The sequence below is a fragment of the Polynucleobacter sp. 31A-FELB genome, from assembly GCF_018882405.1.
Classification (GTDB): domain Bacteria; phylum Pseudomonadota; class Gammaproteobacteria; order Burkholderiales; family Burkholderiaceae; genus Polynucleobacter.
Genome location: NZ_JACVOO010000009.1, coordinates 1 through 18,708, shown reverse-complemented (window position 1 = coordinate 18,708; position 18,708 = coordinate 1). Strand labels below are relative to the sequence as shown.

The window sequence follows — 18,708 nt, the reverse complement described above, 5'->3', positions numbered from 1 at the left end:
AGTTCAAGCTTATCCAGCAAAGCCGTGTTCGGGTCCGGGGAACTTTCCGGATTTCACTTCTCGAACATAGGCTTTGACTGCTGCCTCAATTGAGGTATGACCATCCAGAAAGTTCTTAACAAACTTTGGTGGCTTCCCAGGGCTGATACCCAGCATATCTTGTAGTACTAATACCTGGCCGGAGCAATCTGCTCCTGCGCCAATTCCAATCGTAGGAATGGAGAGCGACTCGGTAATCAGCCTACCCAATGAAGACGGAATTGCTTCGAGCACAATCATTTGCGCACCAGCTTGCTCGCAAGCAATCGCTTGTTCGAGCATTAAGCTTGCAGCGTCTTTAGATTTACCTTGAACCTTATAGCCGCCCAGAAGATGAACGGACTGGGGCAATAAACCCAGGTGCGCACAAACAGGAACGCTACGCTCTACCAAATACTGAATGATGTCGATTTGCCAATCACCACCTTCAAGCTTGACCATATCCGCACCAGCGCGCATGAGTTCTGCGGCTGAATCCAGGGCTTGAACCGGATCGCCATAACTGGCAAAAGGAAGATCGGCAATGATGAAAGCGTAAGAGTTGGCGCGGGCCACGCACTCGGTGTGATACGCCACTTGCTCAACAGTTACGGGAGTAGTGCTCGAGTGACCTTGAATGACATTACCCAGAGAATCCCCAATCAGGATGGTTTCTACCCCGCAGCGATTTAACAGGGCTGACATTGTTGAATCGTATGCTGTCAGCATAGTAATTTTTTCATCCTCAGCACGCATGGTGAGGAGCTTAGAAATCGTAATTGGCTTTTCGCCTTGTAAGTAACCCATGGCGTGAGTTTAATGAATTAATGCGCTGATTGGCTATAAACGTCTTTTTCACCACAATTACAGTTGCGGCAAGGGAGTTTTTCGATGCGCTGATCCGCTACATTGGGTAAATAAGCCTTGAGTTCGCCCCAGTTCGGTAAAAAGAAATCCGGGGCAATTTCCAATAAAGGCAGGAGTACAAAAGAGCGTTCAATGATTCTGGGGTGAGGAATGGTGAGTTCGCTATCTGTTTGGGATACACCCTCAAATGCCAGAATATCCAGATCAATCGTACGGGGTGCATTGGCGTAAGGGCGCTCACGTCCAAATTCTTGTTCAACCGCTTGGCAGACGTGCAATAAGCCGTAAGGACTTAATTGCGTTTCAATTTCAATTACCGCATTGATGTAGTCGCCACCGGTAGCTTGGAAGGGTGCACTTTGGTAGAAGCAGCTTTTGGCTAGAATTTGGAGTTCGCAACGCTGTGCAAGGCACACAATCGCGTCAGTAATAAGCTGACGCGTGTCACCGATATTGCCGCCAAATCCAATAAAAGCTCGAGCCATGCTCATTCCAAATGAGAGAAAACTACACGAAACTACCGAATCTACTTTACTGAATTTTTCTCAAGTCTGCTTAGTCTGCTGCACCTTCAGTGGGCGTAGCTACTTTGGGTTTTCTACGGCGACGTCGTTTTGTGGGGGAGGCGCTATTACCGGCCTCATTTTTGACGCTGGCCATTAAGGCTTCCTGACCTTCTGGATCGGTAGAAATGAAGTCAGTCCACCATTGGCCTAGAGAGGGGTTTTTCTCACCAGTGGCGCAGCGCAGCAACATAAAGTCATAACCCGCTCTAAAGCGTGGGGATTCAATCAGGCGATAAGGGTAGCGTCCAACACGCTTTTCAAAACGGGGCTGCATGGACAAGATTTCTCGCATGTCACTTTCGAAGCGGCGTTGGATCACCATGCCACTACTTTGGCTTGCAATCGTTTCATCCATCGCATCATGTAGTGCTGGAATATTAGAAATTCCTTTGGCGATATTCTTTTTCCAATTGGTCAATAGATCAGGCCAGAGTAAAGTCGCAAACAAGAATCCTGCGGAAACACTTTTCCCGGATTGAATGCGTTGATCAGTATTCGCAAGAGCAATGCGAACAAAATCATTCGCTTCCTTAGAATCTGCGCTTTTATCCAAGATGTGATCCAGCAAAGGCAGTAGGCCGTGATGTAGTCCCGCATCTTTCAGGCCTTGAATCGCAGCCCATGAGTAACCTGACATGAGTAGCTTAAGGATTTCATCGAAGAGTCGAGCAGACGGAACATCATGAATCAACTTGCCTAATTTGGCGATAGGAGCGCGTGTTGCTGCATCTAAAGTAAAGCCTGTCTTCGCGGCAAAACGAACTGCCCGCAACATGCGAATCGGATCTTCGCGATAGCGTTTAGCAGGATCGCCAATCATGCGCAAAGTTTTCTTCTGCATATCAGCCATGCCACCGTGATAGTCGAGCACGGTTTCGGTAGCTGGATCGTAATACATCGCATTAATGCTGAAATCTCTGCGAGCAGCATCCTCATGTTGGCTACCCCAGACGTTATCGCGTAAGATGCGGCCATTTTCGGCTACGTGCTCGCCAGCGTTTTCCAGCAAGGCTCTGAAGGTGGAGACCTCAATGATTTCAGGTTGTCCTTTGCCAAAGAAGGTCACGTGCACAATCTGAAAGCGACGACCAATCAGGCGTGCTTTACGGAACAACCTTTGAACTTGCTCGGGCGTGGCATTGGTCGCCACATCGAAATCCTTGGGACCAATTCCTAAAGCTAAATCTCGTACTGCACCGCCGACAATAAAGGCATCATAGCCAGCTTGCTGCAATGTTTGGGTCACCTTCACGGCATTTTTAGACAGCAAATGCGGATCAATACGATGAGATTTTTTAGGGATTCGTTTCGGTGCGCCAGAGGTATGGGCCGCAGTATGTCGGACCATTGGGTCGCGACGCAAAATACGTTTAATAAATTTGGTAATCATGCAAACAGTTCAAGTATGGGCCAGTGACGTTTTGCGGCTTCGTCACGTAGGCGAGCATCTGGATTAGTAGCAATAGGGTTGCTAACTTTTTCCAGGAGAGGTAAATCATTCATAGAATCTGAATAAAAATAACTTTTTGGCAATTGGTCTAATGCGAGATTTTGTGTGGCAAGCCAATCATGCACTCGTTGAATCTTGCCTTCTCGAAAACTCGGGATGCCTTTAACTTCGCCAGTGAAATTGGCAAGAGGCTCGTCTCCTATGGTCGCAGGTTCGGTGGCCACGAGATGTTCAATGCCAAAACTTTCTACGATAGGGCGAGTAACAAAGCTATTGGTTGCAGTCACTACACAGCAAAGATCACCGGCATCTTGGTGGCGTTTTACTAAATCCAGTGCTTGTTGTCGTAGCTGGCCAGTAATCACTTCTTGCATGAACGCGTCATGCCATTCTTTGAGCTGTGCACGAGAATGCTCTGACAGCGGCTTCAAAGCAAAGCGCAAGAACTCCTGAATATTCAGCTTGCCATCTTTGTAATCTTGATAGAAGCGCTCATTTTGCTGTGCATAGTATTTGCTATCTACTACGCCAATACGTGCCAAGAACTGACCCCATTCGTAATCGCTATCGCAGGGGAGAAGGGTGTGATCTAAGTCGAAGAGTGCTAATCGGGTCATTAATTTATTTGGGCTGTAAAAGCTCTCTAACGAGAGGCAAGGTGACAGCACGTTTTGTTTCTAGTGAATAAGCATCCAAAGCATCAATCAAGGCCATGAGGTTTGGCATATCGCGATAAAAGCGATTTAACAACCAAGGCAATACATCTGGGGATAAAACCAAGCCGCGCGCTTGCGCCGCTTGCTGTAAGGCCTCCATTTTCTCATCATCGCCCAAAAGATGAGTTTGAAAGATCAAACCCCATCCTAAGCGGGTACGAAGGTCTTCTCTGAGGCTTAAAGCGCCAGGGGCGGCATTACCTGCCATGAAGATGTGAATGGCTTTGCTGCCCTGAATAGCATTCAGAATGCGAAATAAAGCAGCTACCAAGCGCTCATCAAGTCGATCCACGTCATCTACAGTGATTACAGAGGGCTTATCGCTTGCACAGAGGGTGGGCAGTCTTTCTTCTAGGCGTACCCAGGAAATCGGTTCATTGGGGGTGAGGGGGAGGCACTCCAAACCCAATTCCTGGGCTGCATCGCCAATAGCGCTAAGCAAATGGGTGCGACCAGAGCCTTCTGGTCCCCACCAATAAATCCAGCGTTGGTTCAGAGGATTTTCGCTAGCCTCTCTTGGGGCGTTTATTTCCCAAGCTTTGACTAAAGCTAACAAAGCTGAGTGCAGTGCCAGATTTTCTCCGGCCAGAAAATTGCTTAAAGTGGGTTTAGGTGTGTGACCAATATCAAGCGCAAACTGTTTTGGTAGTGAGGAATTATTCATTACTGCGAAAACTTATTTTTGATACCAAGAACTTTGGGTATAGCGTGACCAACCATACTGCAGTAGCACCAAGCTGACTGCGCTTGTTGGTAATGCCAGCAGCACACCAAAGAAGCCAAATAATTTCCCAAATAGCAGTAACGCAAAAAGCACTGCGACTGGATGCAAGCCAATTCGCTCGCCTACTAGGCGTGGCGTGAGGAAGAAGCCTTCAATGAATTGCCCTAGTCCGTATAGCACTAGGACACCAATGATTGCACCCCCAGGCCCAAATTGTAAAAGGGCTGCCAGGATTGCCAAGGTGAAACCTAAAGTGATGCCAATGTAGGGAATCACAATCATGAGTGCCGTAAAGACGCCCAATGCCACAGCGCCTTTAATTCCAATGATGCTCAATCCAGCACTGTAAAAAACGGACATGATAGAAATGACGATCAGCATGCCCCTGAGATATTGAGAGAGCAAACCATCAGCATGCATGGCGAGGTGGTGAATGGTTTCTTGTGCACGTACTGGAACAATTGATTTGACGAGTTTGAAAAAATGGTCCCAGTCGATCAATAGATAAAACATTACAAATAGCGTTAATACAGCATTTACGAATCCTGTAATTACCGAGCTACCTGACATCAATACTGTCTCCAATGTGGAGGACATCAGTGCATCGGAATTGTCATTGAGGTGTGCGGTAATTTTTTGAGTGGCACTTGACTTGAGAGTATTCCAATCCACATTAATGTGAAATTCACTTAACTTAGGCCCAAGCCAAGATTGGGTGTTTTGGATCCAATCCGGAAATTGGGCCTTGATGAGGGGGATTTCAGTTTTGAGGAGGGTAATAAACAGACTCAAAATCATAAAAAACACGCCCAAACCAATAATCATGGCAATCCCGGCAGCCGCTGCGCGGGGTAGGCGATGCCTCTCAAGCCACAAGCAAACTGGGCGTAGGGCGTAAGCCAGAATAAATGCAGTCAGAAAAGGGGTAAAAATTTCAGCCATCGTGCTCGAATCCTCTAGAATTCAATGATTCTACCGACCAAGTAGTGTTTTTTACTAATCTTCTATCTCTGCCATGAACTCATCTACTAATTCTTCCTCAAAAGGCCTTTCCTACCGTGACGCTGGTGTCGATATCGATGCTGGGGATGACTTGGTGGATCGCATCAAGCCTTTGGCCAAGAAAACCATGCGCGAAGGCGTATTAGCCGGGATTGGTGGCTTTGGCGCCCTGTTTGAAGTGCCAAAACGCTATAAAGAGCCAGTATTGGTATCTGGCACTGACGGCGTTGGTACCAAACTGAGATTAGCTTTTGAGTGGAATCGTCACGATACGATTGGCCAGGATTTGGTGGCGATGAGTGTGAACGACATTTTGGTTCAGGGTGCTGAACCCCTCTTTTTCTTGGATTACTTTGCTTGCGGCAAGTTGACTGTAGATACTGCTGCCACCGTAGTTGGCGGAATTGCTAAAGGTTGTGAGTTGTCTGGTTGCGCATTAATTGGCGGTGAAACAGCTGAGATGCCTGGCATGTACCCTCCAGGCGAATATGACTTAGCTGGCTTTGCTGTTGGCGCAGTTGAAAAATCCAAAATTATTACTGGCGCAACCATTACTCCTGGCGATGTCGTTTTGGCAATTGCTTCGAGTGGCGCGCATTCCAATGGCTATTCATTGGTTCGCAAAATTATTGAGCGTGCGGGTGCTAAGCCAACCGATGATTTGGGTGGTCGCTCTTTGGGTGATGTGGTGATGGCTCCTACGCAAATTTATGTAAAGCAGTTGCTGAAGTTGATTGGCGAGGTCAATGTGAAGGGTATGGCGCACATCACTGGCGGTGGCTTGGTGGACAACGTACCACGCGTGCTCCCAGAAAATACGCAAGCTGTATTGCATCGCGATAGCTGGCAAATGCCAGAGCTCTTCCGCTGGTTACAAATGAAGGGTGGCGTAGCGGATGCAGAAATGGTGCGTGTATTCAACTGCGGTATTGGCATGGTGGTGATCGTCACCGCCGATCAAGCGGATGCTGCAATCCAATCGCTCAAAGCTGAAGCTTTACATGCTTGGACTGTTGGTGAGGTTGTAGAGCGTCCGGCTGGTGCACCACAAACTATCGTTATTTAATATTCAACAAAGCCTATTTGCTTAGGCTTTGTTTGCAGTACTCTATGGCCGCTTTCAACTCATCTGAGTTGAAAGGGTCAAATGTCTTTCTTCCGGCAATCGCACGCAACCAAGTTAACTGTCGTTTACCAAGTTGTCTAGTCGCGGCTAGTGCTTTGTAGCGCATTTCAGCTTGATCTACTTCACCAGACAGATATTCCCAGACTTGTCGATAGCCAACAGAGCGAATGGCGGGCAGGTCACCATGCAGGTCTGGATTCTTTCTGAGTAATTCAACTTCCTCTAGCAGTCCGCCGACTAGCATTTCATCAAATCTTTTTTCTAAGTTCTGATGCAGGCGCAAACGATCGCTTGGCTCTAGTGAGATGAGGTCAATCCATTCTGGGATGGATGAACCTTCTCGGCCATCTTCGCTTGGTGAATCTGCCAACAGCTCCGACATGGGTTTGCCAGTAATTTCATAAACCTCTAAGGCACGTTGCACGCGTTGAGAGTCGTTGGGCTGTAAACGTGCGGCGGTAACGGGGTCTACTTTAGCTAGCTCAGTATGCATCGCAGGCCAGCCAATCTCTTTTCCTTGCTCATCGAGACGGGCGCGGATCTCTGGATCTGCTGGCGGGAGAGAAGAGAGGCCATATGCCCATGCGCGCCAATACAACATCGTTCCACCCACCACAACTGGAATATTTCCGCGCTCCCGAATTTCCTGACACAGCCGTTTGGCATCATTTGCGAAGCGCGCGGCTGAATAGGATTCAGTGGGATCCAAGATGTCAATCAAGTGGTGCCGAACCGCAGCTTGTTCTGCTCTAGTTGGTTTGGCGCTACCAATATCCAATCCGCGATATACCAAGGCGGAGTCCATGCTGATTAATTCAACGGTTTGACCCATGGATTTCGCATGCTCTGCTAATGCCATTGCGAGATGTGTTTTGCCTGCGCCTGTGGGGCCAACAATACACAGTATGGGTGGCTGATCAGATGGATGCGTAGGCTGAATGTGAAGTTCAGTTTGCATACCGCATTATAGGAATGAAATGCCCCGATCGGTATTGCTAGCCTGTTAATATCCTTGCAACTAATACATGGAGCACGATTTGATCGATACCTTATTGCAGTTAGGCGATTTGCTGTTGCACATTGATCGTCATTTAGACGTAGTGATTCAGCAATATGGTTATTGGGCTTATGGCCTACTTTTCGCTATTGTGTTTGCCGAGACTGGTTTGGTAGTCGCTCCATTTTTACCCGGCGATTCATTATTGTTTATTGCCGGAGCCTATTGCGCTACTGAGCACTTTAATCTGTGGACCTTGTGCATTGGATTGTTAATCGCTGCCATTGCTGGCAATACCGTGAACTACTTTATTGGTCGCTGGATTGGCGAAAGAATTTTTAGTAGCCAATCTCGCTGGATTGATCAAGCAGCTTTGCGTAAGACACATTCTTTTTACGAGAAGCATGGCGGCAAGACAATTATTGTGGCCCGCTTTTTGCCGATCATTCGTACCTTTGCGCCATTTGTTGCTGGCGTTTCGGCAATGAACTTCTCTCGCTTCCAGTTATTCAATGTGACTGGTGCGCTCTTGTGGGTCTTTGGTTTAGTTGTTGCTGGTTACTTCTTTGGCAACATCCCCATCATTCGCCAAAATCTGAATGTGATCGTGTTGATTGGTATTGGTGCGGCAGCTATTCCAATTGTGCTGGCCGCGCTATACAAAATATTTCAGCGCAAAAAGAAATAAAGATTAGAAATAAGATCGTTGAATTGGGCTGCTTAGTGCAGCTTAGTCTGACTCTCTAGCGTAGCGATATGCTCACGAATGTCTGCTGCATCTTCTGCGCCAGGCATTTCGCTTAAGTAGCGATGCAGATCCGCTATCGCAGGACGAACATACTCTAGTTGCGCAAAGATCAAACCACGATCACGAACCTCTTCAGTTGAATCTGGCAGCAAGATCACTAGACGCTCTTGAATGCCCAGTAGCCGCTCCCAGCGCTCATCTTCCGAATAAATCATTTTGAGATTTCTCATGAAGCGCGAGAGGATTTCGCGAGAGCTAGAGGCTCTCAAGAAAATATTCAATGGCAGGCTGAGATCGCCGCGATAGCCTTTGGCATCGAGGTATGGATCGAGCATCTCTTGCAATTGATTTTTTGAGAGGGAGTCGCCATTCAAGGGATCCATGATGATTTCGCCTTGTTGCAAGGAGATGCGCATCATGAAGTGATTTGGGAAGGATACCCCACGAATATTCAAACCAATTTGCTGTCCGAGCTCCATCATCAAGATGGCTAGAGAAATCGGAATGCCGCGACGATTCTCAATGATCTGATGCAGATAAGAATTCTCGGGCGCGTAGAAGTCATTCGGATTAGGGCCAAAGCCCAACTCGTTATAAAAGAAATGCTTGAGTAACTGCAGGCGCTGAATCGGTGGCGTATCCGGAGTAATGCGTTGCTTTAGTTTATTGCCCCACTGATCGATCTGATCAAGCACTCCTTGGACATCGAGGTCAGGGTAGGCATGTTGTGCAACTGCTACCGTCGCCTCGGTTAAAGGGAAGTGCTCGTCTTCAGCAACGAGGGATGTGAAATAGTCGAGTTGTTGTGTTGGCATAAAAGCTATTTTGCATGACGTAGGAATTTTTGCCAGCGAATACCGACAAGACCTAAAGCTGCAAAATAAACCGCTGCAGCAGCAGCTAGCCAGGCAGCTACTAACCCTACTCGAGTCCAGGGGGTAGATTGAAGTGCTATCCAATCATGTGCGGTGGCTGCGTAATACAGTAGGAATGCAAAAGGAATTAAAGCCAGCAATAACTGCCCTAGATACTTAAGCCAGGCAGCACTGGGTAGGGCGCCACGTCGATGCAGGCCAACCCAAAGGAGCGTTGCGTTCAGACAGGCGCCAGTACCAACAGAGAGTGCAAGACCGGCATGCCCCAACCAAGGAACAAAAACTAAATTGGCTAATTGGGTTGCCACCAAGACTAGTAGGCCAATCTTTACTGGCGTGCGGATATCTTGCCGTGAGTAAAAACCGGGAGCTAAGATCTTCACCAAAATGAGGCCAATCAGTCCAACGCCATAAGCTGCTAAAGCACGCTGTGTCATCAAGACATCCAAGGCGTTGAACTTGCCGTAGTGATACAGAACTGCTGCCAGTGGCTCACCAAAAATAAAGAGAGCAATTGCGCAAGGAGCAGCTAGCAAAAAGGTGAGTTGCAATCCCCAAATGAGAAGTTCACCAGCATGTACTAAATCATTTTTTGCATTTGCTTTGCTCAGGCTTGGCAGCAAAACCGTTCCCAGAGCCACACCTAAGAGGGCCGTCGGAAACTCCATCAGGCGATCCGCATAAGAGAGCCAGGACACGCTACCCGCTTGTAAGCGAGAAGCAATATTGGTATTGATGATGAGGGAAATCTGAGCAACGGAAACTGCAAACACCGCAGGACCCATTAATTTCATGACGCGCCTTGCGTCCGGATTTTTAACTGCTGCTTTGATAGCGCCTGGCAAGAGACCCACTTTTGGCAATAAGCCTAGGCGGGATAGCGCTGGCACCTGAATAGCGAGCTGCAAGAAGCCGCCCAAGAGCACGCCAATGCTCAGAGCGTAAATCGGCTGTTCAAGATGGGGCGCTAAAAAGATAGCGCTCCCGATGAGGGCTAAATTGAGTAAAACCGGGGTAAATGCCGGAATGGCAAAGCGGCCAAAGGTATTGAGGATCCCGGCTGACAGGGAAACCATGGAAATAAGGCCGATATAGGGGAACATGATCCGGGTCATAACTACGCTTGCTTCATAGGCGGGACCACCTTCAAAGCCTGTAGCAATAGCCAGAATCAGCAGGGGGGCGCCAATAACCCCTAGGAGTACCGTAAGGAGCAAAGCCCAGAATAAGAGCGTAGCAACGGCATTTACGAGGATTTGGGACTGTTTTACGTCCCCTTGGCTCGAAATTTCTCCCAAAATAGGCACAAATGCCTGGGAAAAGGCTCCCTCGGCAAAGAGTCGACGTAGCAGATTGGGTAGTCTGAAGGCCACATTAAAGGCATCCGTCCACTCTGAGGCCCCAAAACTACGGGCAATCAGGGTCTCCCGGAGTAGTCCGGTGATCCTGGAGAGCATCGTGAGGGAGCTGACCTTGGCGGCAGCAGAAAGCAGATTCATGGGCTAATTTTCCCCTATTTATCAGGCGACTGGGCTTTTTTAGTCCTTTAATGTAAAATCTTGGGTTTTGGTGAGTCAGCTTACAAATTTGGCGAACCCACGCAGATTTTCAGTTAATCGTATTTTGTAATTTTTATATAGCAAGGTTTAAAGATGGCCAATACCGCACAAGCGCGTAAACGCGCACGGCAGGCAGTAAAACAGAATGAACACAACTCCAGTTTGCGTTCAAAGCTTCGCACTTCCATCAAGGCAGTACGTAAAGCAATTGAAACTGGCGACAAGGCTGCTGCAGCTAAAGTGTTCGCAGCAACTCAATCAACAATCGACAAGATTGCTGATAAAAAGATTGCTCACAAAAATACTGCATCACGTCAGAAGTCACGTTTGTCTGCAGCTATCAAGGCAATGGCAGCGTAAGACTTTTATAGTTTTAGGCAGACTCTAGAGAAATCGGAGTCTAAGCCCGCTCCTTATCAGAGCGGGTTTTTGTTTTTAGGACTGGGATTGTGAATTCGGTTCGAATTCACAGGCTTCTTCGATTGGTAGGCCGTTGTCTTTGGCAAAGTTCATGACAAAGTCGAGCGCTCTCGGATCAAGATCTCTTAGTCTGGTATCAATAACAACGCATTTCACTTTTGCAATAACCACTGGCCTGACATAGGGCGAGTAAGTGAAGCGGGGATCGCCAGCATCGCCTGGTGGGCGAAAAGTGGCCATCACCCCGCAAAGACGTTCGGCCCAGTCGCTGGGACGAAAAGGTTTGCCAGAAGTTGTAATGCCTTGAATGAAAAGCTTTTTGTGGTTCAAGTTGGCGTAGAAATCGTTGTAAGGAATCAGTGTTGCTCAGCCCTCTAGCTTAACAGTCTGCGAAGGCCTTAAGATGACTTTAGGAACTATTTTCGTGCAGTTCGATGCTCCAAACAAAAAATGCAAGCTAAAACTCTAGTAGAAAGCTCAACAATGACATCTTTGGCAAAGCCCCAAGTGCCTGGCCAGGTTAAGCATTACTTGCAGTTTGCTGACCTGACGCGCGAAGAGTATGACTATCTCCTTAAGCGCTCTGCTTGGCTCAAGACCAAGTTCAAAAGTTATGAGACTTGGCATCCTTTGCACGATCGCACTCTGGCGATGATCTTTGAGAAGCATTCGACTCGTACTCGCCTTTCTTTTGAAGCGGGCATACACCAGCTTGGCGGGCACGCCGTATACCTGAACACCCGTGACACCCAGTTGGGTCGTGGCGAGCCCGTAGAGGACGCTGCGCAGGTAATTTCTAGGATGACTGACATCATCATGATCCGCACTTTTGGCCAAGAAATTATTGAGCGCTTTGCTGCCAATTCTCGTGTCCCAGTGATCAATGGTCTAACCAATGAATATCACCCTTGCCAAGTATTGGCCGATATCTTTACCTTTGTAGAGGCGCGTGGCCCGATTCAGGGCAAAACCGTTGCTTGGGTCGGTGACGCCAACAATATGGCTTACACCTGGATTCAGGCGGCGGAGTGTTTGGACTTTCAAATTCGTTTCTCTGCCCCTGGTGGCTACCAGCTGGATGATTCCAGATTGACTGCTAAAGCATTAAAGCATCTCACCGTTTGTAGCGATCCAAAAGAGGCTTGCAAAGGCGCTGACTTGGTTACTACTGATGTATGGACCAGTATGGGCTATGAGGATGAAAATACTTCTCGTATGGCTGCCTTTAAAGACTGGATGGTGGATGAAGAGTTGATGTCTTTAGCCAAGCCAGATGCTTTGTTCATGCATTGCTTACCAGCACATCGTGGTGAAGAGGTTTCTGCGGAAGTAATTGATGGTCCTCAAAGCATTGTTTGGGAAGAGGCTGAAAATCGTTTGCATGTTCAAAAGGCCTTGATGGAGTACTTACTCTGCGGTCGTTTGGACTAATTTAAGTAATTTGTTTTGTTGGTTATTGATTAATTTTTGATTGAATAGAAATCATGTCTGATATTAAAAAAGTAGTTCTAGCGTATTCCGGTGGTCTTGACACTAGCGTGATCTTGAAATGGCTTCAAGATACGTACCAATGTGAGATCGTGACTTTTACCGCCGATTTAGGTCAGGGCGAAGAGCTTGAGCCGGCGCGCGCTAAAGCGCTGCAGTTTGGTATCAAACCAGAAAATATTTTTATTGATGACTTGCGTGAAGAGTTTGTGCGCGACTTTGTATTCCCAATGTTCCGTGCCAATACGATTTACGAAGGTGAGTACCTTTTAGGTACCTCCATCGCACGTCCATTAATCGCTAAACGTCAAATTGAAATTGCCCGCTTGACCGGTGCAGACTCCGTGTCACACGGTGCGACTGGCAAAGGAAATGACCAAGTTCGTTTCGAATTAGGTTACTACGCACTTGAGCCAGGAATCAAAGTCATTGCTCCGTGGCGTGAGTGGGATTTGCTCTCTCGTGAAAAATTGATGGCCTATGCAGAAAAGCATGGCATCCCAGTCGAGATGAAACACAAGCAAGGCGGCTCACCATATTCCATGGATGCCAACTTGTTACATATCAGTTACGAAGGTCGTCATCTCGAGAACCCAAATGCTGAAGCAGAAGAATCTATGTGGCGTTGGACGGTCTCTCCCGAGAAGGCTCCCGACACCCCAGAAATTATTGAAATTGAATTCCGTGCTGGTGATCCAGTGGCGATTAATGGCAAGGCTTATAAGCCTCATGATTTGTTGGCTGAACTCAATCGTATCGGTGGTATGCATGGCATTGGCCGTCTCGATTTGGTTGAGAACCGCTTCGTAGGTATGAAGAGCCGTGGCTGCTATGAAACCCCTGGCGGCACAATTTTGTTGAAGGCGCACCGCGGTATCGAAAGTATTACCTTGGATCGTGAAGTGGCTCACCTCAAAGATGACTTGATGCCACGTTATGCCAGCTTGATCTACAACGGTTTATGGTGGGCGCCAGAGCGCCTCGCATTGCAAACCTTGATTGATCACACTCAACAGATGGTCAATGGTGTTGTGCGCCTGAAGCTCTACAAAGGATCTGTCTCCGTGATTTCACGTGATTCAGCAAACACGCTGTTTGATCAGACCATTGCCACATTTGATGATGACGGCGGTGCCTACAACCAGGCTGATGCTGGTGGCTTCATCAAGCTCAATGCTTTGCGTATGCGGATTGCTGAAACTGCAAGACGTAAGCGTGCTAAATAATTTAGATAACTAACTAGTAATTCAGATTAGAAAGAATAAAGATGCAATTTGATCAAGTTTCTGTAGGTAAAAAAGCCAATGTATTTTTTGATGGTAAGTGCGTATCTCATACTGTGACTTTGCCAAATGGTGTTCGCAAGTCAGTTGGCGTAGTGTTGCCAAGCACTTTGCGTTTTGATTTAAGCACTAAAGAAGTTATGGAAGTGGTTGATGGCAATGCTTTCGTTAGTATTAACGGCGCTCCAGAAGTCGAGTTCAAGGCTGGTCAAAGCTGGGAAGTGGAAAAGGGTGGTTATTTCATCATCCGTGCCGAGTCTCCAGTGCACTATGTTTGTCACTTCGAATAAGCAAGATGCTTGTTTCTTGTGCCTTCAAAGAAAACGCAGACCTCGGTCTGCGTTTTTGTTTTTGTAGATACTAATAAACTTTTATTTCTTAGGCAGTCCTTGAATGACCGTGCCGGGCGCGATGACTCTCTCGGAGAACCACTGTTTGTTCATCTCTAGTGCGTAACGTACGGCCGCCTTAGGGCAGTGGTTATTAGTGGTCTCGGCTTGCATCTCTTCGATATTTACAATCTTCCCATCATCCGCAATGAAGGCGATGGAAAGCGGAATCTTGGTGTTGTTCATCCAAAAGCAATGCCCTGCCTTTTGTTCAAAGATAAAAAGCATGCCGGAGTTGGTGGGCATACTGGTCCGATTCATGAGTCCAACTTCACGGGCCTTAGGTGTGTCTGCTAGCTCTGCCTGAATGCGATAGATTCCAGCTTTAAGTTCAATCGTAGGTAGGCCAACATTTTGCTGTGCAAACGCAGCGCTTGAAAAGCTGCCGACGATAGCTGCCAATGAAAATACGAATTGTTTGATGTTGGGTAAGCGCATGTTGTTTTAAGTGATTGGTATGAGTGGGGGTAATTCTAAGGCAGGGCTGGTATGGCAAGAAAATACAGGCGAAAAAAAACCCAGGAACAAGTCCTGGGTTTTAGTAATGATCTAAAGCAGATTAAGCTGCTTGGATATTAGTAGCTTGTTTGCCTTTAGGGCCTTGGGTAATGTCAAACGTTACCTTTTGGTTTTCCTTGAGGGTTTTGAACCCAGGCATTGTGATTGCGCTGAAATGCGCAAACAACTCTTCTTCACCATCATCAGGTTTGATAAAGCCAAAACCTTTTGCATCATTGAACCACTTAACAATTCCGGTCGCCATGCGAACTCCATTACATAAACTTAAAACAACCGTGATGAGGGTGAATACTTTTTAATCAGTCTCGCTCTACAACACGCCTAAATAGGACTTCAAATAAAGCCTACCCCCTGATTGTTTGCCCTTTATGGTGGGGTGTCAAGGGGTTGGGCAAAGATAGTTACTGATAAAGCCCCCTTTTTTTATCGAAAAATGCCCCAATATGGGGTTAAGAGCCCTTTCTTGATGGTTTTTTGCAACAAAGCCCTCAAATCCAAATTTTTATATCTGTGTTTAGAATGTTTCTCATGAGTCGTACAACGAAAAATCCCACGGTTGGCAATCCAAACAACCCTCACATCGAAGACACCATTCTTCTCGAAAAGCAGGCCGAGAAACTAAAAGCGCCTTCGATGTATAAAGTTTTACTATTGAATGACGATTACACGCCAATGGAATTTGTGGTGATGGTTATTCAGGAGTATTTTAATAAAGATCATGAGACAGCTACACGGATCATGTTGCAGGTTCATTTAGTTGGCAAAGGCATTTGCGGTGTATTTACACGTGATGTTGCGGCAACAAAAGTGCATCAAGTTATCGAGCTCTCCCGCGAAGCGGGTCACCCACTGCAGTGCACTATGGAGGAAGCATGATTGCCCAGGAACTAGAAGTCAGTTTGCACATGGCGTTTGTTGACGCACGAGCTTCAAGGCATGAATTCATTACGGTAGAGCATTTACTTGCCGCCTTGCTAGACAACGCAACCGCAGTCGAGGTTTTAAAAGCCTGCGCTGTCAATATTGCCGAGCTGCGTGCGCAACTCAAGAACTTTATTAATGACAACACACCCGTTGTCCCTGGTAACGATGAAGTTGATACGCAGCCAACCTTAGGTTTTCAGCGTGTGATTCAGCGCGCTATCATGCATGTGCAATCCACCTCAAATGGCAAGAAAGAAGTTACTGGCGCCAACGTGCTCGTAGCTATCTTTGGTGAAAAAGATTCGCATGCGGTGTATTTCTTGCAACAGCAAGGTGTGACTCGCTTGGATGTAGTGAACTTTATTAGCCACGGTGTACGTAAAGATCAAACCGAGAGCGTGAAGCCAGCTGAGGCTGCTCAGGAGACTGAGGAGGCTGGATCTTCCGGAAAAGAGAGTCCTTTAGAGCAATATACCCAGAACCTCAATGTTCTAGCTAAGCAAGGCAAGATTGATCCACTGATTGGGCGTGACAGCGAAGTTGAGCGTGTGATTCAGGTGCTGTGCCGTCGACGCAAAAATAATCCGCTATTGGTGGGTGAGGCTGGCGTGGGCAAGACCGCGATTGCTGAAGGTCTAGCCTGGAGAATTGTGAAGGGTGATGTACCTGAGATCTTGGCTGATGCCACAGTCTATTCATTAGACATGGGTGCGCTATTGGCGGGTACTAAGTACCGTGGAGATTTTGAGCAACGCTTAAAGAGTGTTCTCAAGTCTTTAAAAGACAGCGAACATGGCGTTTTATTTATTGATGAGATCCATACCTTGATCGGTGCGGGTGCTGCATCAGGTGGCACCTTGGATGCGAGCAATTTGTTAAAGCCCGCATTATCAAATGGTCAGCTCAAATGTATCGGTGCAACTACCTTTACTGAGTACCGTGGCATCTTCGAAAAAGATGCAGCCTTGTCACGCCGATTCCAGAAGGTGGATGTAGTTGAGCCAACCGTAGATCAGACAGTGCAAATCTTGCGTGGTTTGAAGTCACGCTTCGAAGAGCATCACGGCGTTAAATACGCCTCCGCCGCTTTGGTAGCAGCGGCTGAACTGTCTTCGCGTTACATCAATGATCGCCATTTGCCTGATAAGGCGATTGATGTGATTGATGAGGCTGGTGCCGCGCAGCGCATTCTGCCGAAGTCTAAGCAGAAGAAAACTATTGGCCGCCCAGAGATTGAGGAGATCGTTGCAAAGATTGCTCGCATACCGCCACAGTCTGTAACTGTGGATGATCGTAGCAAGCTGCAAACATTAGATCGCGATATTAAGAGTGTGGTGTTTGGTCAAGATCCTGCCATTGAGGCATTGGCGAGTGCTATTAAGATGACTCGTGCTGGTCTTGGCAAGATCGATAGACCAATTGGATCATTCCTGTTCTCTGGCCCAACCGGTGTGGGTAAGACTGAGGTTGCTAAGCAGCTTGCTTACATCTTGGGTATTGAGCTTCTTCGCTTTGATATGTCTGAGTATATGGAGCGTCATGCAGTTAGTCGCTTAATCGGTGCACCTCCCGGATATGTAGGCTTTGATCAAGGTGGATTGCTAACTGAGGCTGTCAATAAGAAGCCACATTGCGTTCTCTTGCTTGATGAAATTGAAAAAGCTCATCCAGATATTTTCAATATTCTCTTGCAGGTAATGGATCACGGTACTCTTACGGATAACAATGGCCGCAAGACTGACTTCCGGAATGTCATCATCATTATGACTACGAATGCTGGTGCTGAAGCGATGCAGAAGTCTACGATCGGCTTTACCAATGCGCGCGAGTCCGGTGATGAAATGGCTGATATTAAGAAGTTCTTTACGCCAGAGTTCCGCAACCGTTTAGATGCGATTGTTTCCTTCAAAGCGCTTGATGAGACCATCATCATGCGCGTGGTGGATAAGTTCTTAATGCAGCTAGAAGAGCAACTCCACGAGAAGAAGGTAGACGCCACATTTAGTCCGGCATTACGTGCGCATTTGGCTAAACATGGCTTTGATCCACTCATGGGCGCAAGACCAATGCAACGCATCATTCAAGATACGGTGCGTAAAGCTTTGGCTGACGAGCTACTTTTCGGAAAATTGGCACAGGGCGGTCATGTTGATGTTGACATTGATGCTGATGGCAAAGTTCAGCTCCAGTTTGATGCCCCAGTAATTCCGGGTAAGCGGCCTAAAGCAGATGTAGCTCCGGTTGAGGAGATCTAGGTATTGCGTATTCAATACCAAGGTATTGAAAGACCGTAAAGACCACCTTCGGGTGGTTTTTGCATTTCACAATAGCCCTAGATAATTAATGTTACCTTCACAATCTGTGACTTAGGCCTCATTCATGTGCCCAGAAGGTCTTTAGGAATGAGTTGTATCTATTGTTGTACTTAGGGAGTATCTTCAGTACAGTCCAAGGCTGATAACTGTTACAGCACTGGGTTTTTCAACCTCACGTAACAGTCGTCCTCTCTAGCGAATTAGAGTAGGTCTCATCCCTCTCAGAAAATTCTTATATGTTTAAAAAACTTGCATTGGCAAGTTTGATTGCGCTCGTATTTACTAGACCATATGCTCAAATTACAGTCAACACTACTGGCGGTACTACCGGTGGCGCTGTCACTAGTAGCCCTCTGAGTAATTCTGTTTCAAGCGTAGGTAGTCTATCTACGGGAGCCTCTACCTCGGCTGGCGGTGCTGGCGGTACCGGCGGATCGGTAGGTAATTTAACAACTGGCGCCTCAACATCTGCTGGCGGTGCTGGTGGGTCTGTTGGCAATACCACTTCTGGTGCCTCAAGTTCACAAGGCAATACGTCGGGGAATACAACCATCACGTCAACCTATGTTGCCCCTAAGATTCCTGTTGCTACAGCATTGACCTCCTCCCAATAAATTGGACACCCTAAATTAGAAAAAATCGGCGATATTATCCCTAAGGAGGGGTGCGCCATGAAGAGGTCAAAGTTCACAGAAGAGCAGATTGCTTTTGCATTGCATCAA

21 protein-coding genes are annotated in these 18,708 nt (G+C 47.3%); 9 read left to right on the top strand and 12 right to left on the bottom strand.

From position 1 onward, the window contains the following. Window positions 1–9: 9 nt before the first annotated feature. The 6 genes from panB to ICN30_RS06915 form a co-directional block, all read right to left on the bottom strand. Window positions 10–825, bottom strand: a complete 816-nt coding sequence (panB, locus tag ICN30_RS06940) for a 3-methyl-2-oxobutanoate hydroxymethyltransferase (RefSeq protein WP_216274326.1) — start codon at window positions 823–825, stop codon at window positions 10–12. A gap of 17 nt (window positions 826–842) precedes the next feature. After that, on the bottom strand, window positions 843–1,370 hold the full coding sequence (gene folK / locus ICN30_RS06935) for a 2-amino-4-hydroxy-6-hydroxymethyldihydropteridine diphosphokinase (RefSeq protein WP_216274324.1): 528 nt from the start codon (window positions 1,368–1,370) through the stop codon (window positions 843–845). Window positions 1,371–1,440: 70 nt separating this feature from the next. After that, window positions 1,441–2,841, bottom strand: coding sequence for a polynucleotide adenylyltransferase PcnB (pcnB, locus tag ICN30_RS06930; protein WP_216274323.1), 1,401 nt, complete (start codon window positions 2,839–2,841; stop codon window positions 1,441–1,443). Then, the gene (locus ICN30_RS06925; protein WP_216274320.1) at window positions 2,838–3,518 is read right to left on the bottom strand and encodes an HAD family phosphatase; all 681 of its coding nucleotides are present in this window, start codon (window positions 3,516–3,518) and stop codon (window positions 2,838–2,840) included. Before ICN30_RS06925 ends, pcnB begins: the two co-directional genes overlap by 4 nt. A 4-nt stretch (window positions 3,519–3,522) precedes the next feature. Continuing rightward, window positions 3,523–4,281: a DnaA regulatory inactivator Hda gene (gene hda / locus ICN30_RS06920; RefSeq protein WP_216274318.1), complete on the bottom strand. Its 759-nt coding sequence runs from the start codon at window positions 4,279–4,281 to the stop codon at window positions 3,523–3,525. A 12-nt stretch (window positions 4,282–4,293) separates the two neighbouring features. Continuing rightward, a complete protein-coding gene (locus tag ICN30_RS06915; RefSeq protein ID WP_216274316.1) occupies window positions 4,294–5,283 on the bottom strand; it encodes an AI-2E family transporter in 990 nt (329 codons plus the stop codon). A gap of 73 nt (window positions 5,284–5,356) precedes the next feature. On the opposite strand from ICN30_RS06915, the gene purM reads away from it, so the two are divergent. Then, a complete protein-coding gene (purM, locus tag ICN30_RS06910) occupies window positions 5,357–6,409 on the top strand; it encodes a phosphoribosylformylglycinamidine cyclo-ligase (RefSeq protein ID WP_216274314.1) in 1,053 nt (350 codons plus the stop codon). A gap of 13 nt (window positions 6,410–6,422) precedes the next feature. Here the strand turns inward: purM and miaA are convergent, their stop codons facing one another. Continuing rightward, window positions 6,423–7,427, bottom strand: a complete 1,005-nt coding sequence (miaA, locus tag ICN30_RS06905) for a tRNA (adenosine(37)-N6)-dimethylallyltransferase MiaA (RefSeq protein ID WP_216274312.1) — start codon at window positions 7,425–7,427, stop codon at window positions 6,423–6,425. A gap of 67 nt (window positions 7,428–7,494) precedes the next feature. Here miaA and ICN30_RS06900 point away from each other — a divergent pair, with 67 nt between their 5' ends. Then, complete coding sequence (locus ICN30_RS06900) at window positions 7,495–8,154, top strand: DedA family protein (RefSeq protein ID WP_216134791.1); 660 nt, start codon at window positions 7,495–7,497, stop codon at window positions 8,152–8,154. Between the two features lie 32 nt (window positions 8,155–8,186). On the opposite strand, the gene ICN30_RS06895 is transcribed toward ICN30_RS06900, so the two are convergent. Beyond that, on the bottom strand, window positions 8,187–9,029 hold the full coding sequence (locus ICN30_RS06895; RefSeq protein ID WP_216230072.1) for a SirB1 family protein: 843 nt from the start codon (window positions 9,027–9,029) through the stop codon (window positions 8,187–8,189). A 5-nt stretch (window positions 9,030–9,034) separates the two neighbouring features. After that, window positions 9,035–10,588 carry a murein biosynthesis integral membrane protein MurJ gene (gene murJ, locus ICN30_RS06890; RefSeq protein ID WP_216274310.1) on the bottom strand — a complete coding sequence of 518 codons (1,554 nt, stop codon included), beginning with the start codon at window positions 10,586–10,588 and terminating at the stop codon, window positions 9,035–9,037. Between the two features lie 153 nt (window positions 10,589–10,741). Here murJ and rpsT point away from each other — a divergent pair, with 153 nt between their 5' ends. After that, window positions 10,742–11,008, top strand: a complete 267-nt coding sequence (rpsT, locus tag ICN30_RS06885) for a 30S ribosomal protein S20 (protein WP_015421893.1) — start codon at window positions 10,742–10,744, stop codon at window positions 11,006–11,008. Window positions 11,009–11,083: 75 nt separating this feature from the next. Here the strand turns inward: rpsT and ICN30_RS06880 are convergent, their stop codons facing one another. After that, the gene (locus ICN30_RS06880) at window positions 11,084–11,398 is read right to left on the bottom strand and encodes a DUF3579 domain-containing protein (RefSeq protein WP_215333851.1); all 315 of its coding nucleotides are present in this window, start codon (window positions 11,396–11,398) and stop codon (window positions 11,084–11,086) included. Window positions 11,399–11,551: 153 nt separating this feature from the next. Here ICN30_RS06880 and argF point away from each other — a divergent pair, with 153 nt between their 5' ends. From argF to ICN30_RS06865, 3 genes are read left to right on the top strand one after another with little or no spacing between them, the layout of a single operon-like run. Beyond that, a complete protein-coding gene (gene argF, locus ICN30_RS06875) occupies window positions 11,552–12,499 on the top strand; it encodes an ornithine carbamoyltransferase (protein ID WP_216230075.1) in 948 nt (315 codons plus the stop codon). Window positions 12,500–12,552: 53 nt separating this feature from the next. Continuing rightward, a complete protein-coding gene (locus ICN30_RS06870; RefSeq protein ID WP_216274308.1) occupies window positions 12,553–13,782 on the top strand; it encodes an argininosuccinate synthase in 1,230 nt (409 codons plus the stop codon). Between the two features lie 41 nt (window positions 13,783–13,823). Further along, window positions 13,824–14,129, top strand: coding sequence for a pyrimidine/purine nucleoside phosphorylase (locus ICN30_RS06865; RefSeq protein WP_215308360.1), 306 nt, complete (start codon window positions 13,824–13,826; stop codon window positions 14,127–14,129). An 81-nt stretch (window positions 14,130–14,210) separates the two neighbouring features. Here ICN30_RS06865 and ICN30_RS06860 read toward each other — a convergent pair whose 3' ends face one another. Beyond that, window positions 14,211–14,666 (bottom strand): DUF192 domain-containing protein, encoded by a 456-nt coding sequence (locus tag ICN30_RS06860; protein WP_255533149.1) that lies wholly within the window; start codon window positions 14,664–14,666, stop codon window positions 14,211–14,213. Window positions 14,667–14,787: 121 nt separating this feature from the next. After that, a complete protein-coding gene (locus tag ICN30_RS06855) occupies window positions 14,788–14,991 on the bottom strand; it encodes a cold-shock protein (RefSeq protein WP_011903586.1) in 204 nt (67 codons plus the stop codon). Between the two features lie 275 nt (window positions 14,992–15,266). On the opposite strand from ICN30_RS06855, the gene clpS reads away from it, so the two are divergent. The 3 genes from clpS (at window position 15,267) to ICN30_RS06840 (ending at window position 18,600) form a co-directional block, all read left to right on the top strand. Continuing rightward, a complete protein-coding gene (gene clpS / locus ICN30_RS06850; protein WP_062310600.1) occupies window positions 15,267–15,623 on the top strand; it encodes an ATP-dependent Clp protease adapter ClpS in 357 nt (118 codons plus the stop codon). Next, complete coding sequence (clpA, locus tag ICN30_RS06845; RefSeq protein ID WP_216274306.1) at window positions 15,620–17,926, top strand: ATP-dependent Clp protease ATP-binding subunit ClpA; 2,307 nt, start codon at window positions 15,620–15,622, stop codon at window positions 17,924–17,926. Before clpS ends, clpA begins: the two co-directional genes overlap by 4 nt. A gap of 296 nt (window positions 17,927–18,222) precedes the next feature. Continuing rightward, a complete protein-coding gene (locus ICN30_RS06840; protein ID WP_216274304.1) occupies window positions 18,223–18,600 on the top strand; it encodes a hypothetical protein in 378 nt (125 codons plus the stop codon). Window positions 18,601–18,708 lie beyond the last annotated feature (108 nt).